Annotated in this window: 18 protein-coding genes; 13 read left to right on the plus strand and 5 right to left on the minus strand. The window is 68.5% G+C overall.

What is annotated here, in order from left to right:
• Nucleotides 1–13 precede the first annotated feature (13 nt).
• The 4 genes from QSJ19_RS02035 to QSJ19_RS02050 all read left to right on the plus strand — a co-directional run bounded on the left by QSJ19_RS02035 (nt 14) and on the right by QSJ19_RS02050 (nt 4686).
• Nucleotides 14–718, plus strand: coding sequence for a C40 family peptidase (locus QSJ19_RS02035; RefSeq protein WP_286318022.1), 705 nt, complete (start codon nt 14–16; stop codon nt 716–718).
• A 222-nt stretch (nt 719–940) separates the two neighbouring features.
• Nucleotides 941–1945, plus strand: a complete 1005-nt coding sequence (locus QSJ19_RS02040) for a C40 family peptidase (RefSeq protein WP_286318154.1) — start codon at nt 941–943, stop codon at nt 1943–1945.
• Nucleotides 1946–1972: 27 nt separating this feature from the next.
• On the plus strand, nt 1973–3568 hold the full coding sequence (locus QSJ19_RS02045) for a hypothetical protein (RefSeq protein ID WP_286318023.1): 1596 nt from the start codon (nt 1973–1975) through the stop codon (nt 3566–3568).
• Complete coding sequence (locus QSJ19_RS02050; protein WP_286318024.1) at nt 3568–4686, plus strand: glycosyltransferase family 4 protein; 1119 nt, start codon at nt 3568–3570, stop codon at nt 4684–4686. Before QSJ19_RS02045 ends, QSJ19_RS02050 begins: the two co-directional genes overlap by 1 nt.
• Before the next feature lie 132 nt (nt 4687–4818).
• Here the strand turns inward: QSJ19_RS02050 and QSJ19_RS02055 are convergent, their stop codons facing one another.
• Complete coding sequence (locus QSJ19_RS02055) at nt 4819–6621, minus strand: AMP-dependent synthetase/ligase (protein ID WP_286318025.1); 1803 nt, start codon at nt 6619–6621, stop codon at nt 4819–4821.
• 154 nt (nt 6622–6775) lie between these two features.
• On the opposite strand from QSJ19_RS02055, the gene QSJ19_RS02060 reads away from it, so the two are divergent.
• The 6 genes from QSJ19_RS02060 to QSJ19_RS02085 all read left to right on the plus strand — a co-directional run bounded on the left by QSJ19_RS02060 (nt 6776) and on the right by QSJ19_RS02085 (nt 11247).
• The gene (locus QSJ19_RS02060) at nt 6776–7222 is read left to right on the plus strand and encodes a hypothetical protein (protein WP_286318026.1); all 447 of its coding nucleotides are present in this window, start codon (nt 6776–6778) and stop codon (nt 7220–7222) included.
• Nucleotides 7222–7659: an SRPBCC family protein gene (locus tag QSJ19_RS02065; RefSeq protein WP_286318027.1), complete on the plus strand. Its 438-nt coding sequence runs from the start codon at nt 7222–7224 to the stop codon at nt 7657–7659. The genes QSJ19_RS02060 and QSJ19_RS02065 overlap by 1 nt, the downstream gene beginning before the upstream one ends.
• A 20-nt stretch (nt 7660–7679) precedes the next feature.
• Complete coding sequence (locus QSJ19_RS02070; RefSeq protein WP_286318028.1) at nt 7680–8918, plus strand: ArsA family ATPase; 1239 nt, start codon at nt 7680–7682, stop codon at nt 8916–8918.
• A gap of 105 nt (nt 8919–9023) precedes the next feature.
• Nucleotides 9024–9455 carry a hypothetical protein gene (locus QSJ19_RS02075; RefSeq protein WP_286318029.1) on the plus strand — a complete coding sequence of 144 codons (432 nt, stop codon included), beginning with the start codon at nt 9024–9026 and terminating at the stop codon, nt 9453–9455.
• Nucleotides 9455–10435, plus strand: a complete 981-nt coding sequence (locus QSJ19_RS02080; protein WP_286318030.1) for an ROK family protein — start codon at nt 9455–9457, stop codon at nt 10433–10435. The genes QSJ19_RS02075 and QSJ19_RS02080 overlap by 1 nt, the downstream gene beginning before the upstream one ends.
• 101 nt (nt 10436–10536) lie before the next feature.
• A complete protein-coding gene (locus tag QSJ19_RS02085) occupies nt 10537–11247 on the plus strand; it encodes a lysophospholipid acyltransferase family protein (RefSeq protein WP_286318155.1) in 711 nt (236 codons plus the stop codon).
• A 42-nt stretch (nt 11248–11289) separates the two neighbouring features.
• On the opposite strand, the gene QSJ19_RS02090 is transcribed toward QSJ19_RS02085, so the two are convergent.
• Nucleotides 11290–12639: a glycosyltransferase 87 family protein gene (locus tag QSJ19_RS02090; RefSeq protein ID WP_286318031.1), complete on the minus strand. Its 1350-nt coding sequence runs from the start codon at nt 12637–12639 to the stop codon at nt 11290–11292.
• Nucleotides 12640–12683: 44 nt separating this feature from the next.
• On the opposite strand from QSJ19_RS02090, the gene QSJ19_RS02095 reads away from it, so the two are divergent.
• Together QSJ19_RS02095 and QSJ19_RS02100 are read left to right on the plus strand one after the other, a co-directional pair.
• Entirely contained in the window at nt 12684–13166 is a 483-nt protein-coding gene (locus QSJ19_RS02095) for a polyadenylate-specific 3'-exoribonuclease AS (protein WP_286318032.1), read from the plus strand.
• Nucleotides 13167–13227: 61 nt separating this feature from the next.
• Nucleotides 13228–14622, plus strand: coding sequence for a class II 3-deoxy-7-phosphoheptulonate synthase (locus tag QSJ19_RS02100; protein WP_286318156.1), 1395 nt, complete (start codon nt 13228–13230; stop codon nt 14620–14622).
• 78 nt (nt 14623–14700) lie between these two features.
• Here QSJ19_RS02100 and QSJ19_RS02105 read toward each other — a convergent pair whose 3' ends face one another.
• Entirely contained in the window at nt 14701–15894 is a 1194-nt protein-coding gene (locus QSJ19_RS02105) for a protein kinase domain-containing protein (RefSeq protein ID WP_286318033.1), read from the minus strand.
• A 120-nt stretch (nt 15895–16014) separates the two neighbouring features.
• On the opposite strand from QSJ19_RS02105, the gene QSJ19_RS02110 reads away from it, so the two are divergent.
• A complete protein-coding gene (locus QSJ19_RS02110; protein WP_286318034.1) occupies nt 16015–16380 on the plus strand; it encodes an Rv2175c family DNA-binding protein in 366 nt (121 codons plus the stop codon).
• Here the strand turns inward: QSJ19_RS02110 and mptB are convergent.
• A complete protein-coding gene (mptB, locus tag QSJ19_RS02115; protein ID WP_502876066.1) occupies nt 16349–17950 on the minus strand; it encodes a polyprenol phosphomannose-dependent alpha 1,6 mannosyltransferase MptB in 1602 nt (533 codons plus the stop codon). The genes QSJ19_RS02110 and mptB overlap by 32 nt on opposite strands.
• Entirely contained in the window at nt 17947–19110 is a 1164-nt protein-coding gene (locus QSJ19_RS02120) for a polyprenyl synthetase family protein (protein ID WP_286318035.1), read from the minus strand. Before QSJ19_RS02120 ends, mptB begins: the two co-directional genes overlap by 4 nt.
• Between the last annotated feature and the right edge of the window lie 6 nt (nt 19111–19116).

The following is a 19116-nucleotide window of genomic DNA, read 5'->3' on the forward strand; positions in this document are numbered from 1 at the left end:
GAGAAGTCGCTTCGTGGCCAAACATCGTTTGGAACAGCCCAACCGCGGCAGCAAGGTTGCCAAGCGTGCGGTGGTGGCCGGGTCGATCACCGTCGGTTCGCTCGCCGCGGTCGCCGGCCCGGCGCTGGCAGCGCCGGTTCACGTACCCAACGTCGGTACGTTCGAGCTTCCTGGGGTCGATACCAAACAGATACCCCAGCAGTTCCAGGAGAAAAAGGCGGCCCCGGTCGCCAAGAGCACCCCGGCCGCACGGCCCGGTGCTGATGTCGACATCCCGAATGTCGGCAAGTTCACCATTCCGGGACTGAATCCCGATCAGATCCCGAAGCAGTTCCAGCCCAAGGGCGGCGGCGGCATCTTCGCGCCCCAGCCGACTCCGGCCGAGAAGGCCGTGAGCGCTGCGGAGAGCAAGATCGGATCGCCGTACTCATACGGCTCGGCCGGACCGAATGCCTTCGACTGCTCCGGACTCGTCTACTGGTCCTACAAGCAGGCCGGTAAGACCGTCCCTCGCGACAGTTACGGCCAGCTCGGCGGCGGCACCCCGGTCTCCTCGATCGCGACCGCCAAGCCCGGCGACGTCCTGATCTTCAACGGTGGCGGCCACGCCGGCATCTACGTGGGCAACGGAACGTTCGTCCACTCGTCCACCTATGGGGTCCCGGTCAAGCGGGACAAGGTGAACAACTGGGATCTGACCGGTATCCGTCGCTACTGAGCGTCGGCGACCGATCACGAAGTGAGCTCTGTGCGGGCGGATCACGCGGATTCTGCGTGATCCGCCCGCACACATCACCCCGACGAGGGATGACCGCAGACGGGTCATCCCTCGTGTCGGGTGATCGTGGGGGAAAGCGGTAGAGGAGAAGTGACAACCGTGGTTACCGGATGGTCGGCCGCGCGGAAGCGGTCGGTTCCCGCAGTTCTCGTGGCCGCGGTGATGACCTTGGTGGTCGGACTCTGCCAGTTCGGGACGTCGGCGGGTGCCGGTGATGCCGGCGCCGCTCCGGTGCGGACGCCGGATCAGCTCCTGGTCCGGTACAAGAAGCTGAGCGACGACGCCGAGAAGTCGACCGAGGCGATGCACAACGCGCAGATCGAGTACGACAAGCAGCGTCGGATCGTCGCGACCGCCAAGAAGGCGTCGACGCAGGCCGACCGCACCCTGGTGACCACCCAGCAGCGACTCGAGAGCTATCAGGGACGCGTGGACTCGGTCGTGCGTGCCAGCTACAAGGGCGCTCGGGTCAACCGGCTCTACGCGGTGCTGGTGAGCGATTCGCCGCAGTCGTTGCTCGATCAGATGTCTGGGCTGGAACTGATCTCGCGGCAGGCCGCGACCGACCTCAAGGGACTGAAGGACGCCCGTCGGAACACGTTGGCCGCCAAGGCCGCCGCCGACAAGACTGCGACGGAGGCCACGGCCTCGGTTGCCGCAGCGGAGAAGACGCGCGGCGAACTGCAGGCCAAGCAGGCGAACCTGCAGCTGCAGGCGATCCAGATCCGTGCCGTCTACGAATCCATGACCGGCAAACAGCTCGCGGCGCTGCGCGGACCCAAGTTCGACTTCGACCCTCGGTTCGTGCCGAAGGGCACCTCGCCCGCGCTCGTCGCGGTTCAGGCCGCTTTGACCAGGATCGGCGATCCGTACGTCTGGGGCGCGACCGGGCCGAGCTCCTTCGACTGCTCGGGTCTGATGGTCTGGGCCTACCGTCAGGCCGGTAAGACGCTGCCACGTTCGAGCGAGGCGCAGAACGGTTCGGGGCAGGCCGTCGACCGTGGCGACCTGAAGCCTGGCGACCTGATCATCTACTATCCGGACGCACACCATGTCGGCATGTATGTCGGCGACGGATATGTCATTCATGCGTCCACGTTCGGTGTGCCGGTCAAGGTCGTGCCGATCGACGAGGCCGGACCGTTCAACTCGGCCCGCCGGTACTGAGTGACGGGTCGTCAGGGGCGAATCCGGATGGCGTATCCGGATGGTGGAGGCGGCGCCCGCCGGATTCTGACAGTCGTCGGTTCGATCGTGGCCGTCGCCGCAGTCCTCGCCGGATGCGGGCAGTCGGGTCCGGCATCCACATCGTCGAGCAGTCCATCGGTGGCGAGTGCGCCGAATGTCTATGAGCAACAGCGCGCCGCCGGTGTGCAGAACGCTCTCGACGCTCTCGGCGATGCGGTCGTCGCAGGAGATCCGGCGCGGGTGGGGTCGCTGCTCGATCCCGCCGCGGGCGCAGCTTTCCGCGTCCGGCTCGAGACCTCCGCCGGCAACTTCTCCGCCGGGACGGCTTCCGACGGCCGCACGCGTGGAACACATCTGAGCCTCAAGAGTTTTCGATATCAGCCCGCACCCACTGAGGAGGCGGAGACGCTGGTGCCGCCGGACCTGCAGACGCGGTTGGACGCGCAGGGCAGTTCCGATTCGTGGGTGGCTCCGATCGAGTTGCGCTATGCGCTGGGCGGCGCCGGGAGCGAAGCGAGCGGGCCGGATTCGAGCGGCGCCGGGAGCGAAGCGAGCGGGCCGGATTCGAGCGGCGCCGGGAGCGAAGCGAGCGGGCCGGATTCGAGCGGCGCCGGGAGCGAAGCGAGCGGGCCGGATTCGAGTGGTGCCGGGAGTGAAGCGAGCGGGCCGGGTTCGAGCGGCGGGTCGGAGGAACGCGCTGTCGTCGGTGTCGACGAACCCGAGGTGGTGGTGCCGGGCCAGTTCGTGATGGCACGCTACGGCGACGACTGGAAGGTCGTCGGCGACGCGGTGGCGATCGGCGGGACGCCTGCGCCGACACAGATGTGGGAGTTGCCGGGGCTGGCCGCCGACGATGTCCGCACGGCGGGTGGCACGTCGGTGGTGGCCTCCTATCCGGGTACGACGGGTGTCGTGGACCGCGTCCGCCGACAGCTGCCGGGCGCGGTGACGGCCGTGACCGGGTTCTGGGGCGCCGACTGGCCGCGCCGGGCGGTCGTGGTGGCCACCGAACGCCCCGCCGATTTCCGTGCGCTGGCGCAGAGTTCGGCGTCCGACATCACCGGTGCCGCGGCCGCGACGGTATTCAGTCAGATCGACTCGGACCAGAAGGTGGCGACCGGGCAGCGGGTGATCCTGACACCGAAAGCAGCCGAGCTCCCGTCGCCGGCCCTCGGCGTCGTGCTGCGCCATGAACTGACCCATGTGGCCGCGCGGGTGGTGACCGCTCCGGGTGCACCGCTCTGGATGACCGAGGGTGTTCCGGAATACGTCGGACGCAAGGGTACCTACACGCGTTTCGACGATGCCGCACCGGATCTGGCCGAGCGGGTGCGCGCCGGTGGGCTCCCGACCGGGCTCCCCGAGGATCGCGATTTCGCTGTCGGCGAGGAGAGTGCGATGGTGGCGTATCAATCGGCGTGGTCGGCGGCGGCGTTCGTCGCGAATCGTTTCGGGGAGCAGAAGCTCAAGGCCTTGTATGTGGGTGTGGCGGCCTCTGACGACCGTCGACGGCAGGACAGGTCGATCTCGGATGCGTTGGGGATCGACCGAGCCGAACTCGTCGCGTCGTGGCGGCGCTGGCTGAGCGCGCAGGTTCGGTGATGAAGCGAATGTTGTTGGTGACCAATGACTTTCCGCCACGACCGGGTGGTATCCAGTCGTATCTGCAGAACCTCGTCGACCTGCTGCCACCTGAGGATGTGGTCGTCTATGCGCCGCGGTGGCGGGGCCATGAGGAGTTCGACGCGCGGGTGCCCTACACGGTGGTGCGGCATCCGACGACGCTGATGGTGCCGACTCCGTTCGTGGCGCGGAGGGCGGCGGAGATCATCCGCCGTCACGACATCTCGACGGTCTGGTTCGGCGCCGCGGCGCCGCTGGCGGTCCTGGCGCCGGCGATGCGTCGTGCGGGTGCGACCAGGGTGATCGCCAGCACGCACGGTCACGAGGTGGGGTGGTCGATGCTGCCCGTGGCCCGGCAGGTGTTGACCTTCATCGGCGGGCATGTCGACGTGATCACCTTCGTCAGCCGGTACACGCGCGGACGGTTCGCGCCGGCATTCGGCGCCCAGGCCGCGCTGGAGTATCTCCCGCCAGGTGTCGACACCGACCGCTTCGCGCCGGATCCTGTTGCGCGCACCCGTGTTCGGGAGCAGCTCGGTGTGGGGGACCGACCGACCGTGCTCTGTCTGTCGCGACTGGTGCCGCGCAAGGGGCAGGACGTGCTGATCCGGGCGTTGCCGTTGATCCGGCGCGAGGTCGGCGACGTCGCCCTCGTCATCGTCGGCGGTGGACCGTATGCGGACACGCTGCGGCGCCTGGCGGCCGAGACCGCAATGACCGATCACGTGGTGTTCACCGGTTCGGTGCCGTCGGCGGAACTACCCGCGTACCACAACGTCGCGGATGTGTTCGCGATGCCGGCGCGTACCCGCGGCGGCGGTCTGGATGTCGAGGGACTCGGCATCGTCTACCTGGAGGCGTCGGCGACGGGGGTACCCGTCGTGGCGGGTATGTCCGGGGGCGCACCGGAGACGGTGGTCGAGGGCGAGACCGGGACGGTGGTGGACGGCCGCGACATCGACGCGGTCGCGCTGGCGGTCACCGCGATTCTCGGCGACCGGGAGACGGCCCGCGAGATGGGTGCCCGCGGTCGCGAGCATGCACTGACGACGTGGCAGTGGAGATCCATGGCCGCGCGCCTGGTCCAACTGCTCTGATCGGGTGCAACCGACGAGTTCGTGCCCCGGGTATGCGTTCGTCCCACATCTGCTCGCGAAGGACGAGCCGTACCCGAGCGACGAGCCGGTATCCGGGGGACGAACGAGATCTGATGGTCCGGGCCGGCGCCGCTACTTGGCGTAGATCGCGTCGATGTCGCCGGCGAACTTCTCGACGACCACGTTGCGCTTGACCTTCAGCGTGGGGGTCATCTCGCCGGTCTCCTCGGAGAAGTCGTCGGGCAGGATGCGGAACTTCTTGATCGCCTCGGCGTGCGAGACCGTCGTGTTGGCGTCGTCGACCGCTGCCTGCACCTCGGCGCGCAGATCGGGATCGTCGGCGAGGTCGGAGACGCTCGCGTCGGCGGGCTTGCCGTTGCGCTCCTTCCACGCGGGGAAAGCCTCCGGGTCGATGGTGATGAGAGCGGCGATGAACGGTTTCGCGTCGCCGATCACGAGGGCCTGCGAGATGAGGGCGCTGGCCCGGATGACGTCCTCGAGACCGGCCGGCGACACGTTCTTGCCGCCGGCGGTGACGATCAGTTCCTTCTTGCGTCCGGTGATGGTGATGAAGCCCTGCGCGTCGACGGTGCCGAGGTCTCCGGTGTGGAACCATCCGTCGGTCAGGGCCGTGGCCGTGGCGTCGGGGTTGTGCCAGTAACCGTTGAACACGACACCGCCCTTGAGGAGTACCTCGCCGTCCTCGCCGATGCGGACCGAGTTGCCCGCCAGGGGTTTTCCGACGGTGCCGACCTTCACCGCGCCGGGGGTGTTCACGCTGAAGGCCGCGGTGGTCTCGGTCAGGCCGTAACCCTCGTACACCGGGATGCCGATGCCGCTGAAGAAGTGTCCGAGGCGGGCGCCGAGCGGTGCCCCGCCGGAGATGGCGAGTTCGCACTGGCCGCCCAGGGCGGCACGGAGTTTTCCGTAGACGAGGCGATCGAACACGGCGTGCTTGAGCTTCAGGACGAGTCCGACGGAACCCTTTTCGCCGGCGGTGGAGTAGTCGATCGCGACCTCGGCGGCCGTGTCGAAGATCTTTCCCTTGCCGTCGTCGTGGGCCTTCTGGCGGGCGGTGTTGTAGACCTTCTCGAAGACGCGTGGCACCGAGAGGATCAGCGAGGGACGGAAGACCGCGAACTCGGGAACGAGGGTCTTGGTGTCCGCGTAGTGCCCGACCTCCACGCCGGCCTCGATGGCGACGAGCGTGATCGCGCGTGCGAGTACGTGGGCGAGGGGCAGGAACATCAGCATGCGTTTGCCGGGGCCGAGGAGGTTGCGCAGGTTGCCCTCGAGGACCCCGTGGACCTCTGACAGCATGTTGGCGTGCGTGAGTTCGCAGCCCTTGGGGCGCCCCGTGGTGCCGGATGTGTAGATGAGGGTGGCGGGATCGGCGGCGTTCAGAGCGGAGCGGCGTTTGGCGACCTCGTCGTCGTGGACCTCCGCGCCGGCCGCTTCGAGTTCGGCGACGGCGCCGAGCGCGCCTGCCGCGGCCTCGATCTGGAACACCCGCAGCGGACCGAGCCCGTCCACGCCGTCGACGATGGCCCGGTGGCCGTCGTCTTCGACGATGATCGCCGTCGCACCGGAGTCCTCCAGAATCCACTGGACCTGCGGGCCGGACGAGGAGTCATAGATCGGGACGGTGATGGCGCCTGCGGACCAGATCGCGAAGTCGAGCAGGGTCCACTCCAGCCGGGTGCGTGAGAGCAGCGCCACCCGATCGCCCGGCGCGATGCCCTCGGCGATCAGGCCTTTGGCGAGCGAGGTGATCTGGGCTGCGGCGTCGGTGGCGAGGACGGGCACCCAGTCGTCGCCGTCCTTCCGTCGGAACACGATCTTGTCGGGTTCACGGTCGGCGATCCCGAAGATGATGTCGGTGCAGTCCGCGCTCTCCGCGATCGAGAATCGAGCTGGGACGCTGAACTCACTCATCGAGGTACCTTTCGCCGATCAGAATCTCCTGGAGCGATGGTAGTCCTGCGGATCTCCTGGCCGGACCCGGTCCGTAGAGGTATCCGCTGCCAGGCCGGGCACGGTCGCCTGTGCGCGTCCGGGACAGGTCACTGTCCCGGGGTCGGTGGAGTATGTGAAGCTAGTCAGCGTGACGAGCATTCAGGTGGCCGATGAGACCTTCGTCGCCGCCGCACCGTCGTTGGCGGCGGACGTGGTCGGCGATCGGGCCGGTTGGCGACGCTGGTGGCCAGATCTGCGTCTCACGGTGACCGAGGATCGGGGCGCCCAGGGGGTGCGGTGGTCGGTCGACGGCCCGGTGGCGGGGACGATGGAGATCTGGTGTGAGCCGGTGATGGACGGATTCGTCCTGCACTATTTCCTGCATGCCGAACCGACGGTCGCCCTGCCCGACGACGCGCGTGCGCGTGGTGTGGCGCTCGCCGATGCGAATCGGGATCGCCGAGCGGCGGGCAAGGTGATGTCGTTCGAGGTGAAGGAGCGTCTCGAGTCGGGCCGCTGGGTGGGTGGCCCGGCGATCGCCGACGACGCCGTGCAGTCGGCGGATCGGGCGGTGGGCTGATGGCCGATCACACCGAACGGTCCATCGTCATCAATGCCGATGCCGCCGACATCATGGCGGTGATCGCCGATTTCGAGAATTATCCCGCGTGGGTCTCGGCTGCCCGTGAGGTCGAGGTGACGTCGTCCGGCGCGGACGGACGCCCCAGCGAGGTGCGCTTCGTGCTCGACGCCGGGGTGCTGCAGGACACCTACGTGTTGTCCTACGACTGGGAGCCCGACGGCCGCGCGGTCTCGTGGCATCTGGTCAGCAGCGACCTGCAACGGGATCAGCGTGGCCGATATGTCCTGTCGCAGCAGGTGCCGGGTTCGACGAAGGTGACCTACGAGTTGATGGTCGATCTCGTGGTGCCGATGATCGGGCAGCTGAAGCGGCGTGCGGAGAAGGCCATCACCGAGGCCGCGCTGAACGACCTGAAGAAGAGGGTCGAAGACTGATCGATCTCACGCCCATTCATATGGTGATCGGGCCGGGGGGAGCCGGGGTCTCGGTGACCGCGGCTTCTGGTGCGCTCGGCCGCGTGACCGGCCGACAGGCAGGGACTCGACGACCGGCCGGGGCGGGTTCACCGGCCATGACACCCGACCGGGACACATTGCTGGTGACGGTCGACCGGTTGTCGCCTACCGCGTCGTTGCTGGGGGTGTTCCGCAGCCCTGACGAGCCGGTGGCGGTGTCATCTCGGCTGCATCTGCTGTCTCTGGACCGTCTCGCGCTCCTCGAACGCACGTGGCATGAGTTCACCGCTGTGCTGTCGGAGACGGTGAGTCGTTCGAAGGTGACGTTGCCGGGGGTCGGCGTGCTCGCCGACATCGCGCCGGGTGAACTGGTCACGTTGCCGGGGATCGAGGATTTCCTGCTGTTGCGTCGAATCCGAGACGAGGCGGTCAGCGGCCACTGGCGCCGCATCGTCGTCGACGCCTCTGCGCACGGCGACCCGTTCGAGTTCCTGCGGGCGTCGTCGGTGCTGAGTCAGTCGTTGAATCGACTGTGGCCCAGGCATCGTCGACTTGCCGCCGCAGCCGAGCGGCCGATGATGGCGCAACTGACGGCGGCGGTCGACGCCATCGACCGCGACTGCGCCGACATCACCGAGTTGGTGTCCGACCCGCACGCGGTCGCCGTCCATCTCGTGGTCGGCGCCGACGACAGGGGAGAGCGGCTCCTGCCGCAATTCCTGGCCGGCGTCGACGTGATGGGTCTTGCGTTGCGCTCGGTGGTGATCAATCATGGCGTCGGGCACGACGGCGACGTCGTGGCGACGGGGCAGATCGCCGACCGACTGCGGGCGGTGATCGGCGCCGATGGGGATGACGTCGACTGCGTCGATGTCGAGCGGCTGGATCAGACGATCGACCGCGCTGCCCGCCTCCGCAGGTTGGGGGTCACGCTGTCCGGGCCGAACGGCCGGCGGCGCGGTTCCGGCGACGCGCAGGTGGCGGAGATAGACGCGGGGTCGGGGTCCGGCGCTGACCGGGTCTATGAACTCACTTGGCGCCAAAGGCTTCCCGAGCCCGATGCGTTGCAGTTGGGTCGGTCGGGCGACGACCTGCTGGTGACCGTCGGGGGGTTTCGACACCCCGTGCGGTTGCCGTCGGTGCTGAGAAGGTGCACGGTCGTCGACGCGGGGTGGGACGGAGCCGAGCTCGCGATCCGGTTCGTCCCGGACCCCGCGCTGTGGCCCAAGGGTCGATGAGGAGACGTGGCGCTGGGACGCTGACGTCGTCGTTCCGCGTGGGGACGTGGTCTCGCAGACCGTCGCGTACACTACTGCCGAGCCGGACAGGAGAGAGCTGCCCAGATGACCTCGGACGACACGACCGGAGACGGCGACGACAACGTCGCAGGCCACGCTCGGGGCGCCGGAGGCGACCCGGTGCGGGACTTCCTTCTCGGGGTCGCCACCCAGATCGATCAGCTCGCCACATTGTTCGGCGGTGCCGGTCATCGTGGTGCCGCGGCGGGTGCGGGCGTTGCCGCCCCGACGATCGACGGCGCGACGCTCGGCGATCTGTCGGGTGAGATCACGACGCTGCTCACCGAACTGGGTGACCTCCTCGCTCGGCTCATCGCGGCGCTGATCGCGGTGCTCGAGGCGATGGCCAATGCGTTGCGGTCGTCGCCACCGACTGCGCCGGGCACCGATCCGCACTATCAGCCGATCTCGGTGCGGATCGATTCGACAGGCCGGTCGACACGAGCCACTCGGCTCGACTTCGAGGGTGAGAACTGATGGGCGACTTGACGATCGGCATCGACATCGGCGGGACGAGCGTTCGCGCGTCGGTCGTCGACGACCACGGGGCCATGCTCGATACATTGCGGGCCGCCACGCCGCCGACGGCGACGGCACTCGAGCATTGCCTCGATCGGTTGGTCGGTGAACTGACCTCACGCTGGGCGGCGAAGGCCGTCGGGCTGGCGATCGCGGGCTTCCTCACGCCGGATCGCCGGGTCATCCGCTTCGCGCCGCACCTCCCGTGGCGGGAGGCCGCGGTCGCCGAAGACATGACGGCTCGGATCGGCATCCCGGTGTTCGCCGAGCATGACGCGAATGCCGCCGCCGTCGCGGAGTGGCGTTTCGGGGCGGCGGCCCGGGGTAAGAACTCACTGGTACTGGCGATCGGGACCGGCATCGGTGCGGGTCTGCTCCTCGACGGCGAGATCTATCGCGGCAGCTTCGGTGTGGCGCCCGAGCTCGGGCATCTGACCATCGTCCCGGACGGTCGTGCGTGCTCGTGCGGCAAGCTCGGTTGCTGGGAAAGATATTGCAGCGGTACGGCTTTGGTCGACACCGTGCTCGAACTGCTGGCCGACGGTGACTGGGGACGCAGTCAGCTCGCCGCGGATGTGGCGGCCGACCCGGGTTCCTTGACGGGCCGCCGTGTGGCCGGTGCCGCCGCGGACGGAGATGCTGTCGCGCTCGCCGCCTTCGCCCTCTTCGCGGCATCGCTGGGTCAGGGGCTGGCGATGATCGCCGACATCTTCGATCCCGACCTGATCGTGCTGGCCGGAGGCGTGGGCGCGGCGTCGGGCCTGTTTCTCGACGAGGCGCGCGAACACTACGCCAGGCTGGTGACCGGCGCAGGTCACCGGCAGCTCGCGCGTATCCGGGGCACTCAGCTCGGCGAGAGCGCGGGGGTTGTCGGCGCGGCTGAAGTTGCGCGCCAAGGAATCAGCGCACAGGTGGCCAATGTGCTCACCGAGACCTGAACCGGTCGGTATCGTTTTCTGCGGGTAAGGTCTGGGTCGATGGTCGGCTCCGGTCACAGTGCTACCGGAGTCAAGTGATGGCGGCGAGTTCGGAGTCTGCGATGTGGTACTACACGTTCAAGTATGTGCTGTTGGGACCGATTCTCCGACTGCTCGGCCGACCGAAGATCGAGGGTCTGGAGAACATTCCCGATCGGGGGCCGGCGATCCTGGCGAGCAATCACCTCGCGGTCATGGACAGCTTCTATCTGCCATTGATGGTGAACCGTCGGATCTACTTCCTCGCCAAGAGCGAGTACTTCACCGGGACAGGTCTCAAGGGCGCCTTCCAACGGTGGTTCTTCTCGGCGGTCGGCCAGATCCCGATCGACCGATCCGGCGCCGAGGCCGCTGCCGGTGCTCTCATCTCCGCGCGCCGACAGCTGGAGGCGGGCGAACTGATGGGGATGTATCCCGAGGGCACCCGATCACCGGACGGCCGCCTGTACAAGGGCAAGACCGGGTTGGCACGCATCGCGTTGGACACCGGTGTCCCGGTGATCCCGGTGGCGATGATCAACACCGACAAACTCAATCCGCCCGGATCGATCATCCCGCGGCCCTCGCGCATCGTCGTCAAGATCGGGAAACCGCTGAACTTCGCGCGCTACGAGGGCATGCAGGGTAATCGGTTCATCGAGCGCGCCATCACCGACGAGATCATGTACGAGCTCATGCAGCTGTCCGGCCAGCAGTACGTGGACATCTATGCCGCGTCGCTCAAGAACAAACCCGCGCAGGACGTCCCGGCCGAGCAGCGCTCGGCAGCCTGAACGAGCCCCCTCGCGCCGCCCTGATGCGGTCGGCGGGTGGACTCAGCGTGCGTGCGCGTCGGCCAGCCGGACCGGGGCGCCGTGCTCGTCACGGACGGTGAACTGCGGCGGCAGGAGCCACGCCACGAGCAGCACGGCCAGCCCCCACAGTGTGTAGGCGTTGCCGACGAGGTGGTCGACGACCGACCACTGCCGGACCGCCGGAGACAGGAATTGGAACGGGCCGGACGCGAAAACGACGATTCCGGTGATCACGAGGGTCCCGTACGCGGCGAGCAGTCGCCGGTCCGTCGAACGAACGGCGACGACGGCGGCTGTCACGATCGTCGGGACCGCCCAGACCCAGTGATGGGCCCACGACGTGGGGGATATCAGCAGCCCCCACACGGCTACGACACATGTGATGAGAACCGCGGCGACCCGCGCGGCCGGGTCACCGTCGCGGCGCGCGAGGGCGTCGAACGCGGCGACGGGACGGCAGGAACGGGCGGCCACGAACGCGAGCGCGGTCACCACGAGACAGCTCACCGCCCAGAGCAACTGCTGGGTGGACTCGGAGTGCGGCACGAGCCGGATCCACATCGCGTTGAGATTCTGGTTGATCCGCCCGGCCGGATCACCGATCCGGGTGGTGTGGAACAGGGTGTGCGTCCAGTAGTCCAGGGAATCGGCGGGCAGCCAGACCCACGCCAGTGCGCCGGCGCCGGCGAACGTGGCCAGCGCAACCGCCACCGCCCGCCAGCGCCTGGTCACCAGGAACACCGCGACGAAGACCATCGGGGTCAGTTTGACGGCGGCGGCGATGCCGGTGATGACACCGCGGATCGGGCCGGCCGCTGCAGCTCGACCCCGACCGATTACGAAGATGTCGACGACGATCATCGCCATCAGGATGATGTTGATCTGCCCGAAGCCCAACGTCATCCACAGCGGGTTGAACCAGACGACGACGGCGGCGACGAGAAGCGCCGACCACCACCGGTTCTGCGGGTTCCCCACGTCCAGCACCGACAACACGATGTGGATGATCACCACGGTGAGCGCGACGGTGACGAGTGAGATCAGCACACCCGCCAGTCCGAGCCCGAGGGCACCGAGCGGGACGAAACCGATGGCGGCGAACGGGGGATAGGTGAACGGCAACCAGATGCCGTCGCTGGTGAACGGCATCGAGCCGTCGGCGTAGAGGCTTTGTCCCTGCTGCCAGATCTGCGCGCCCAGTCGGTAGACGTCGAGATCGATGCGGGTGCGGGTGCCGAAACTCGCGGTGAACGGGATGCCGACGATCTGCAGCGCCGTCGATGCGACGAACGCCACGAGGATGGCGGTGCGCGCGCGGACCGACGGGGCCCATCGCCGCAGCCGGGTGTCGGCCTCGGTCACATAAGTCATGGTCTCGGCGGTTCTCGCTCACGGTGGTGTGAATACTGGTGGCTATGCGGTTCTTCTACGACTCGGAGTTTATCGAGGACGGCACCACCATCGAACTCGTCTCGATCGGTGTCGTCGCCGACGACGGTCGCGAATTCTACGCGGTGTCCACCGAGTTCGATCCGGGCCGGGCAGGTGAGTGGGTGCGCGCGAACGTCCTGCCCAAGTTACCGTCCCCGGCATCGCCGGCGTGGCGCAGCCGCCGACAGATCCGCGAGGACCTCCTGGCGTTTCTCACCGAGGCCGACGACGAGGTCGAGTTGTGGGCGTGGGTCGGCGCCTACGACCACGTCGTGCTGTGTCAGCTGTGGGGACCGATGACGGCGTTGCCCCGCGTCATGCCGCGATTCACCCGGGAACTGCGGCAGCACTGGGAGGCCAATGGCCGTCCGACCCTGCCGCCGTCACCGCGGGACGCCCACGACGCACTGTCCGATGCCCGCCACAACTGGCGCAAGTGGCAGGCCATCGAGGCGTCGCGCCGCTGACGGCCGCCTGCGGGTGCCCGTCGCCCGGGAGATCCGTCGACTCCACTACCCTGTATCCGTGGTGACGAACTGGACCGTAGACGTTCCGATCGAAGAGCTCCCGGAGCTGCCCCCGCTGCCAGGTGACCTGCAGTCCCGCTTCGATGATGCGCTCTCCCGGCCGGCGTTGCAGCAGCCGAGCTGGCCGGCCGACGAGGCGCGCAAGATGCGCACCGTGCTGGAGAGTGTCCCGCCGATCTGCATGCCGGTCGAGGTGCAGTCGCTGGCCTCCCAGCTCGCCGAGGTGGCCGAGGGTCGCGCCTTCCTTTTGCAGGGTGGTGACTGCGCCGAGACGTTCGTCGACAACACCGAGCCGCACATCAAGGGCAACATCCGCACGCTGCTGCAGATGGCCGTCGTCCTGACCTACGGCGCCAGCCTGCCGGTGGTCAAGGTCGCGCGCATCGCAGGCCAGTACGCGAAGCCACGGTCGTCGGACACCGACGCCCTGGGCCTGCTGTCCTACCGCGGCGACATGGTCAACGGATTCGTCGCCGACGAGGCCGCCCGTGTGCACGATCCGTCACGACTCGTCCGCGCGTACGCCAATGCCGCGGCCGCGATGAATCTGGTTCGCGCGCTGACCGGTTCGGAGGCCGACCTGCGCCGCGTGCACCTGTGGAATCGCGAGTTCGTCCGGACCTCCCCGGCCGGTGCCCGCTACGAGGCACTGGCGTCGGAGATCGATCGTGGGCTCCGCTTCATGGACGCATGCGGCGTCACCGACACCAATCTCGATGCGGCCTCGATCTTCGCCTCCCACGAGGCCCTCGTGATCGACTATGAACGCGCGATGTTGCGACTCGCCGACGACCCGGACGGCTCCGACGAGAAGATGCTCTACGACCTGTCGGCGCACTTCCTCTGGATCGGCGAACGCACGCGTCAACTCGACGGCGCGCACGTGGCGCTGGCGGAGCTGATCAGCAACCCGATCGGCGTGAAGATCGGTCCGACGACGACACCGGAGCAGGCCGTCGACTACGTCGAGCGTCTCGATCCGCACAACCGGCCCGGCCGCCTCACCTTGGTGGCCCGGATGGGCAACAACAAGGTCCGCGACGTCCTCCCGGCCATCGTGTCCGCGGTGGAATCGACCGGGCACAAGGTCATCTGGCAGTGCGATCCGATGCACGGCAACACCCACGAGGCGTCGACGGGATTCAAGACCCGCCACTTCGACCGCATCGTCGACGAGGTGCAGGGCTTCTTCGAGGTGCACCGTGCGTTGGGCACCCACCCGGGTGGCGTGCACATCGAACTCACCGGCGAGGACGTCACCGAATGTCTCGGTGGCGCACAGGACATCTCCGACCTCGACCTCGCCGGCCGCTACGAGACCGCGTGCGATCCACGACTCAACACACAGCAGTCGCTCGAGTTGGCCTTCCTCGTTGCCGAGATGCTCCGCGGCTGACCATCCGGTCGGCGCGGACTCGTCGGACAGCGCCGACCGGACAGCGCCGACCGGACAGCGCCGTTCCGACCGCCGGTGTCAGATCAGATACGTCTGACCGGCCCACCAACCGGCCGCTGCGACGGCTGCGGCCAGCGCCAGGACGATGGTGATCCAGACGACCGCGCGCAGCGCGCCACGGTCGTCCTGCTCGGCGGGCAGGTCGTCGCCGGTCTGCACCCGGGACCGGGTACCGGCGGGTCGCGGGGGTGCGACGGCCGCCGAACTCGCCGACGTGACCGGGGGCGGGGTCATCTCGGGCCGGGAGGCGACCCGGGTGTCGTGCGCGGCAGGTGCGGGTGGCATCTGCGGTTGATGACCGGCGCGCATGCGCGCCACGGTGTCCCGTTCGGCGGATCTCCGCGGGGCGGGCACGGTGAACGGGGGCAGTTCGAGGTCGTCGGCCGCGGCGAGCAGGGCGTGTTGCATGTCGAATCCGTCGGCGAATCGATCGGCGGGATTGCGTTCGGTCGCCCGGAGCACGATCTCGTCGAACTCCTCGGGGACGCCCGGGACCACGTCGCCGGGGGCCGGGACGTCGTAGCTCAGTCGCTGGTAGGCCAGGGCGAGAGGTGTGTCGCCCCGGAAAGGTGTACGGCCGGTGAGTAATTCGAACATCATCACGCCCATCGAGTAGACGTCGCTGCGGGCATCGGCATCACCGGCCTCCACCTGCTCGGGCGACAGGTAGGCCGCCGTGCCCAGGATGACGCTCGCCGAGGTCACCCCCGCCTCGGCGACCGCGCGCACGAGTCCGAAGTCGGCGACCTTGACCTCGCCCACATCGGAGATGAGGACGTTCTCCGGCTTGACGTCTCGATGGACCAGACCCGCGGCGTGCGCGGTGCCCAGCCCGCCCAGCACCGGATCGGCGACCGCCGTGACGGCATGCGGAGGCATCGGGCCACGTTCACGGAGGAGCTCCCGAAGGCTGCCACCCTCGACGAGCTCCATCACGAGAAACGCGGTGCCGTCGTCGATGCCCTGGTCGTAGACCGCCACGAGCCCCGGATGCTTCAGTCCCGCAACCGCGCGCGCCTCGAATTCGAAACGTCGGAGGAACATCGGGTCGCCGCTGTAGCGGGAGTCCATCACCTTGATCGCGACCGAACGTCCGAGGCGCAGGTCCACACCGACGTACACCGCGGACATGCCGCCACGCGCGATCGGCGCGTCGATGCGATAGCGGCCCTCCAGGGTCGAGCCCAGGAGAGCGTCGGCAGGTGGTCTCACGCCGCTGAATGTACCGGTCCGCCCGTCCGCGGCGCGGGATCGACCCGGGACCGTCGCGACGCAGTGACGGGTGGGGTCATCCGTGGCCCGCGCGCCGCCGGAGCCGGTACCCTCGGCGATGTGGGTTCACTACCGTTGTCGCAGGACCGTCTCCCGTCCGATCTCGACACGCTGACCGTCGACGACGTCGCCCGCCGACTGCGGGTGTCGCCCAACCGGGTACGGACGCTGATCCGGGACCATCATCTGCTCGCCGTCTCCCGCGGCGGTCAGCCCGCGATCCCCGCCGTGTTCTTCGACGAGCTCGGCATCGTCAAACACTTCAACGGTCTGGTCGAGGTACTGCTCGACGGCGGTTACAGCCGCGACGAGGTGATGACGTGGATGTTCACCGTGCAGGACGATCTCGGCATGCATCCCGCCGATGCGCTGCACACGCATTCGGCGCGCGAGGTCATTCGTCGCGCTCAGGCGCAGGCCTTCTGACCCCGGACACTGGTTCGTCGCGGAACCAGCCGACGACGCGTCGTAGCCGCAGCGGATCCGGCCGCACGAGCGACACGGCGGCCAGTGCGGACAACGCAGCGGCCACCAGCACCTCGACGGGCTTGTAGAACAGTATCGAGTCGTCGGGCTGGAACACGATCAGCATGAACGTCGAGACGAACACGACCACCGCTCGCACCCGTCCGGGCAGGGTGAACGCCACCGCGAGACACAGCACCCACGTGTAATACCAGGGGAGCGTGGACGGTTCGAGGACGAGCACCGCGAGCATCGCCCACACCATGCCGGCCATCGCCGAACGTTCGCCCCGCCGATGAGTGCACCACAGGACCACGAGGACGAGCGCCAGCACCACCCAGCCGACGGCCCGGGTCACCGCCAACACCGGCTGCAGGTTCAGGGCGACGAACGGCGATGCCACGAGCGTCACCACGTGTCCGGCCAGGGTGGGCAGGGTGAACCAGTTGATGATCTGATCGGCGAAGCCCAGACCGGAGAGCCATCCGAATCCGAGACCCACTGCGGCCGTACAGATGGCGAACACCCCCACCGTGATCCCGATGACAGCGGCGAACACACCGACGACGTCGGTGGGACGGACCGGGCGTCGTGCGCGGATGTGCGCCAACCAGATCCACACCATGAACGGAATGGCGATGCCGGCGGTCACCTTGATCGACACCGCCAGACCGAGCACGACGAGCCCGGGTATGTGGCGGCCGGTGACCACCAGGGTGACCCCGGCGACGAGGACTCCCATCATCAGCAGTTCGACGTGCGCACCGGACACCAGGTGGATGAGGATCATCGGATTGGCCAGCGCCAGCCACAGACCGGCCTGGGGCGACGCCCCGAAATGGTCGGCGAGTCGGGGAATCGCCCACAGCGCCAGCAGGAGTCCGGGCAATAGTGCGATCCGGACGGCGTACACGCCCAGAATCGCGTGGTCGCCGGTGATCTCGGTGATGCCCCGCATCACCCCGACGAAGAACGGTCCGTAGGGCGCCGTCGTGGTGGCCCACACCTGCGCCATGCTGTCGAGCAGTGGCCCGGGATGGTGGGCCGGGCCGTCGACGTAGGGGTCGAATCCCTCACGGAACACCGCTCCCTGGCCCAGGTAGGCGTACACGTCGCGGCTGTACACGGGGACGGCCACCGCGAGGGGTGCCGCCCATGCGAGGATGCCGAGCCCCATCGTGCGCACGGTCGGCTGGGCCACGGTCGCAGGTGCGGTCGACGCACTGCTGTCGGGGCGCCGATCTGCCGGGCGGCGTACGACCCTACGTCCGAGGCGGACCCAGGCGATGACCATCGTCGCGACGCCGAGCCAGAAGATGGTGCCGAACAGCGTCTTTCCGTGTCCGTAGGAGATCGAGGCGAGTCCGAGGTCCTGTGCGACGGTGCTGTTGCGGGCGATGTCGCCGACCCCGAAACTGCCGACGCAGACGGCGATCGCGCCCACCAGCCCGAGCAACAGGTCGCCGAGCCCGGCCGAGCGCCGTCGCTCCGTCGGCCCGGATGGCGACACGTCGTCGCGGGTGGTGGTCACGTCGAGCGGTGTGCGATCCGGTGGGCGAACCCGGTGAGTTCGGCACGGATCGGGGTGGGCAGACCGGCGCCGTCAAGCGTGGCGAGCGCGGACTCGAGGACTGTCGAGATCCGCTGCTCGATCTCGTCGACGGCGCCGACATCGACGAGAAGTGCTCGGGCCGAACCGACTTCGGAATCGGTGAGTTCTCGGCCGACGGCATCGCGCAGCCGGGCGGCGAGTTCGGGATCGCGGTCGGCGGCGCGGGCCAGTCCGACCGCGAGCAGCGCCGTGCGTTTTCCTGCGACGAGATCGTCGCCGGAGGGCTTGCCGGTGCGCTCGGGATCTCCGAAGACGCCGAGCAGGTCGTCGCGTAGCTGGAACGCGATCCCCAGGTCATGACCGATGGACCGGAGATCGGAGATCAGCGCCTGCGGCGCGGAGGCGAGGGTCGCACCGAGTTCCAGCGGACGCGCCACCGTGTAGGCGGCGGTCTTGAACCGCATCACCCGGTAGGCCGCGTCGACGGACTCCTCGCCGCCCGCCTCGTTGACGATGTCGAGGTACTGGCCACCGAGCACCTCGGTGCGCATCGACGACCACACCCGTCCCACGGCCGCCGGCAGCGGTCGTGGCGGTGTGATGGCCGCCGCGTCGCCGGGGACGTGTCCGTGCACGAGGTCGTCGGCCCACGCCAGCGCGAGATCTCCCATGAGGATCGCGGCCGCCACCCCGTGATGCCCGGGATCGCCGGCCCAGCCGTCGGCCCGGTGGCGTCGTTCGAAGTCGCGATGGACCGTCACCCGTCCACGCCGGGTGTCGGACCGGTCGATGATGTCGTCGTGGATCAGCGCGCAGGCCTGCACCAGCTCGAGTGAGGCGGCGACCCGGAGCGCATCGGAGTCGTCGGGCGAGTCGGGCCTCGTCGGGTCGGCGTCGTCGCCGGGTGGGGGTCCCGACGTGGCGGTGCGTCCGGCGAGCCATCCTGCGTAGGCGAAGGTCGCGCGGACGCGCTTTCCGCCCTGCAGGACGAAGTCACGGACGACCTCGGCGGCGGCCCCGACCTGCGGGTCGATGTCCGCCGCGACGGGCCCCGCATGGTCGAAGAACGCCGCGAGGACGGATTCGACGGCCGCGGGTACATCGTCGAGAGCGGCGGGTACGGGCAGCGCGGAGGTCACCCTGCC

Source organism: Gordonia sp. ABSL11-1 (genome assembly GCF_030315685.1).
Classification (GTDB): domain Bacteria; phylum Actinomycetota; class Actinomycetes; order Mycobacteriales; family Mycobacteriaceae; genus Gordonia.

Excerpts from the sequence above, each read along its gene's own strand:
- QSJ19_RS02040 (WP_286318154.1), top strand. The coding sequence starts at position 941 with ATGACCTTGGTGGTCGGACTCTGCCAGTTCGGGACGTCGGCGGGTGCC.
- QSJ19_RS02045 (WP_286318023.1), top strand. The coding sequence starts at position 1,973 with ATGGCGTATCCGGATGGTGGAGGCGGCGCCCGCCGGATTCTGACAGTC.
- QSJ19_RS02050 (WP_286318024.1), top strand. The coding sequence starts at position 3,568 with ATGAAGCGAATGTTGTTGGTGACCAATGACTTTCCGCCACGACCGGGT.
- QSJ19_RS02055 (WP_286318025.1), bottom strand. The coding sequence starts at position 6,621 with ATGAGTGAGTTCAGCGTCCCAGCTCGATTCTCGATCGCGGAGAGCGCG.
- QSJ19_RS02065 (WP_286318027.1), top strand. The coding sequence starts at position 7,222 with ATGGCCGATCACACCGAACGGTCCATCGTCATCAATGCCGATGCCGCC.
- QSJ19_RS02070 (WP_286318028.1), top strand. The coding sequence starts at position 7,680 with ATGGTGATCGGGCCGGGGGGAGCCGGGGTCTCGGTGACCGCGGCTTCT.
- QSJ19_RS02075 (WP_286318029.1), top strand. The coding sequence starts at position 9,024 with ATGACCTCGGACGACACGACCGGAGACGGCGACGACAACGTCGCAGGC.
- QSJ19_RS02080 (WP_286318030.1), top strand. The coding sequence starts at position 9,455 with ATGGGCGACTTGACGATCGGCATCGACATCGGCGGGACGAGCGTTCGC.
- QSJ19_RS02085 (WP_286318155.1), top strand. The coding sequence starts at position 10,537 with ATGTGGTACTACACGTTCAAGTATGTGCTGTTGGGACCGATTCTCCGA.
- QSJ19_RS02090 (WP_286318031.1), bottom strand. The coding sequence starts at position 12,639 with ATGACTTATGTGACCGAGGCCGACACCCGGCTGCGGCGATGGGCCCCG.
- QSJ19_RS02095 (WP_286318032.1), top strand. The coding sequence starts at position 12,684 with ATGCGGTTCTTCTACGACTCGGAGTTTATCGAGGACGGCACCACCATC.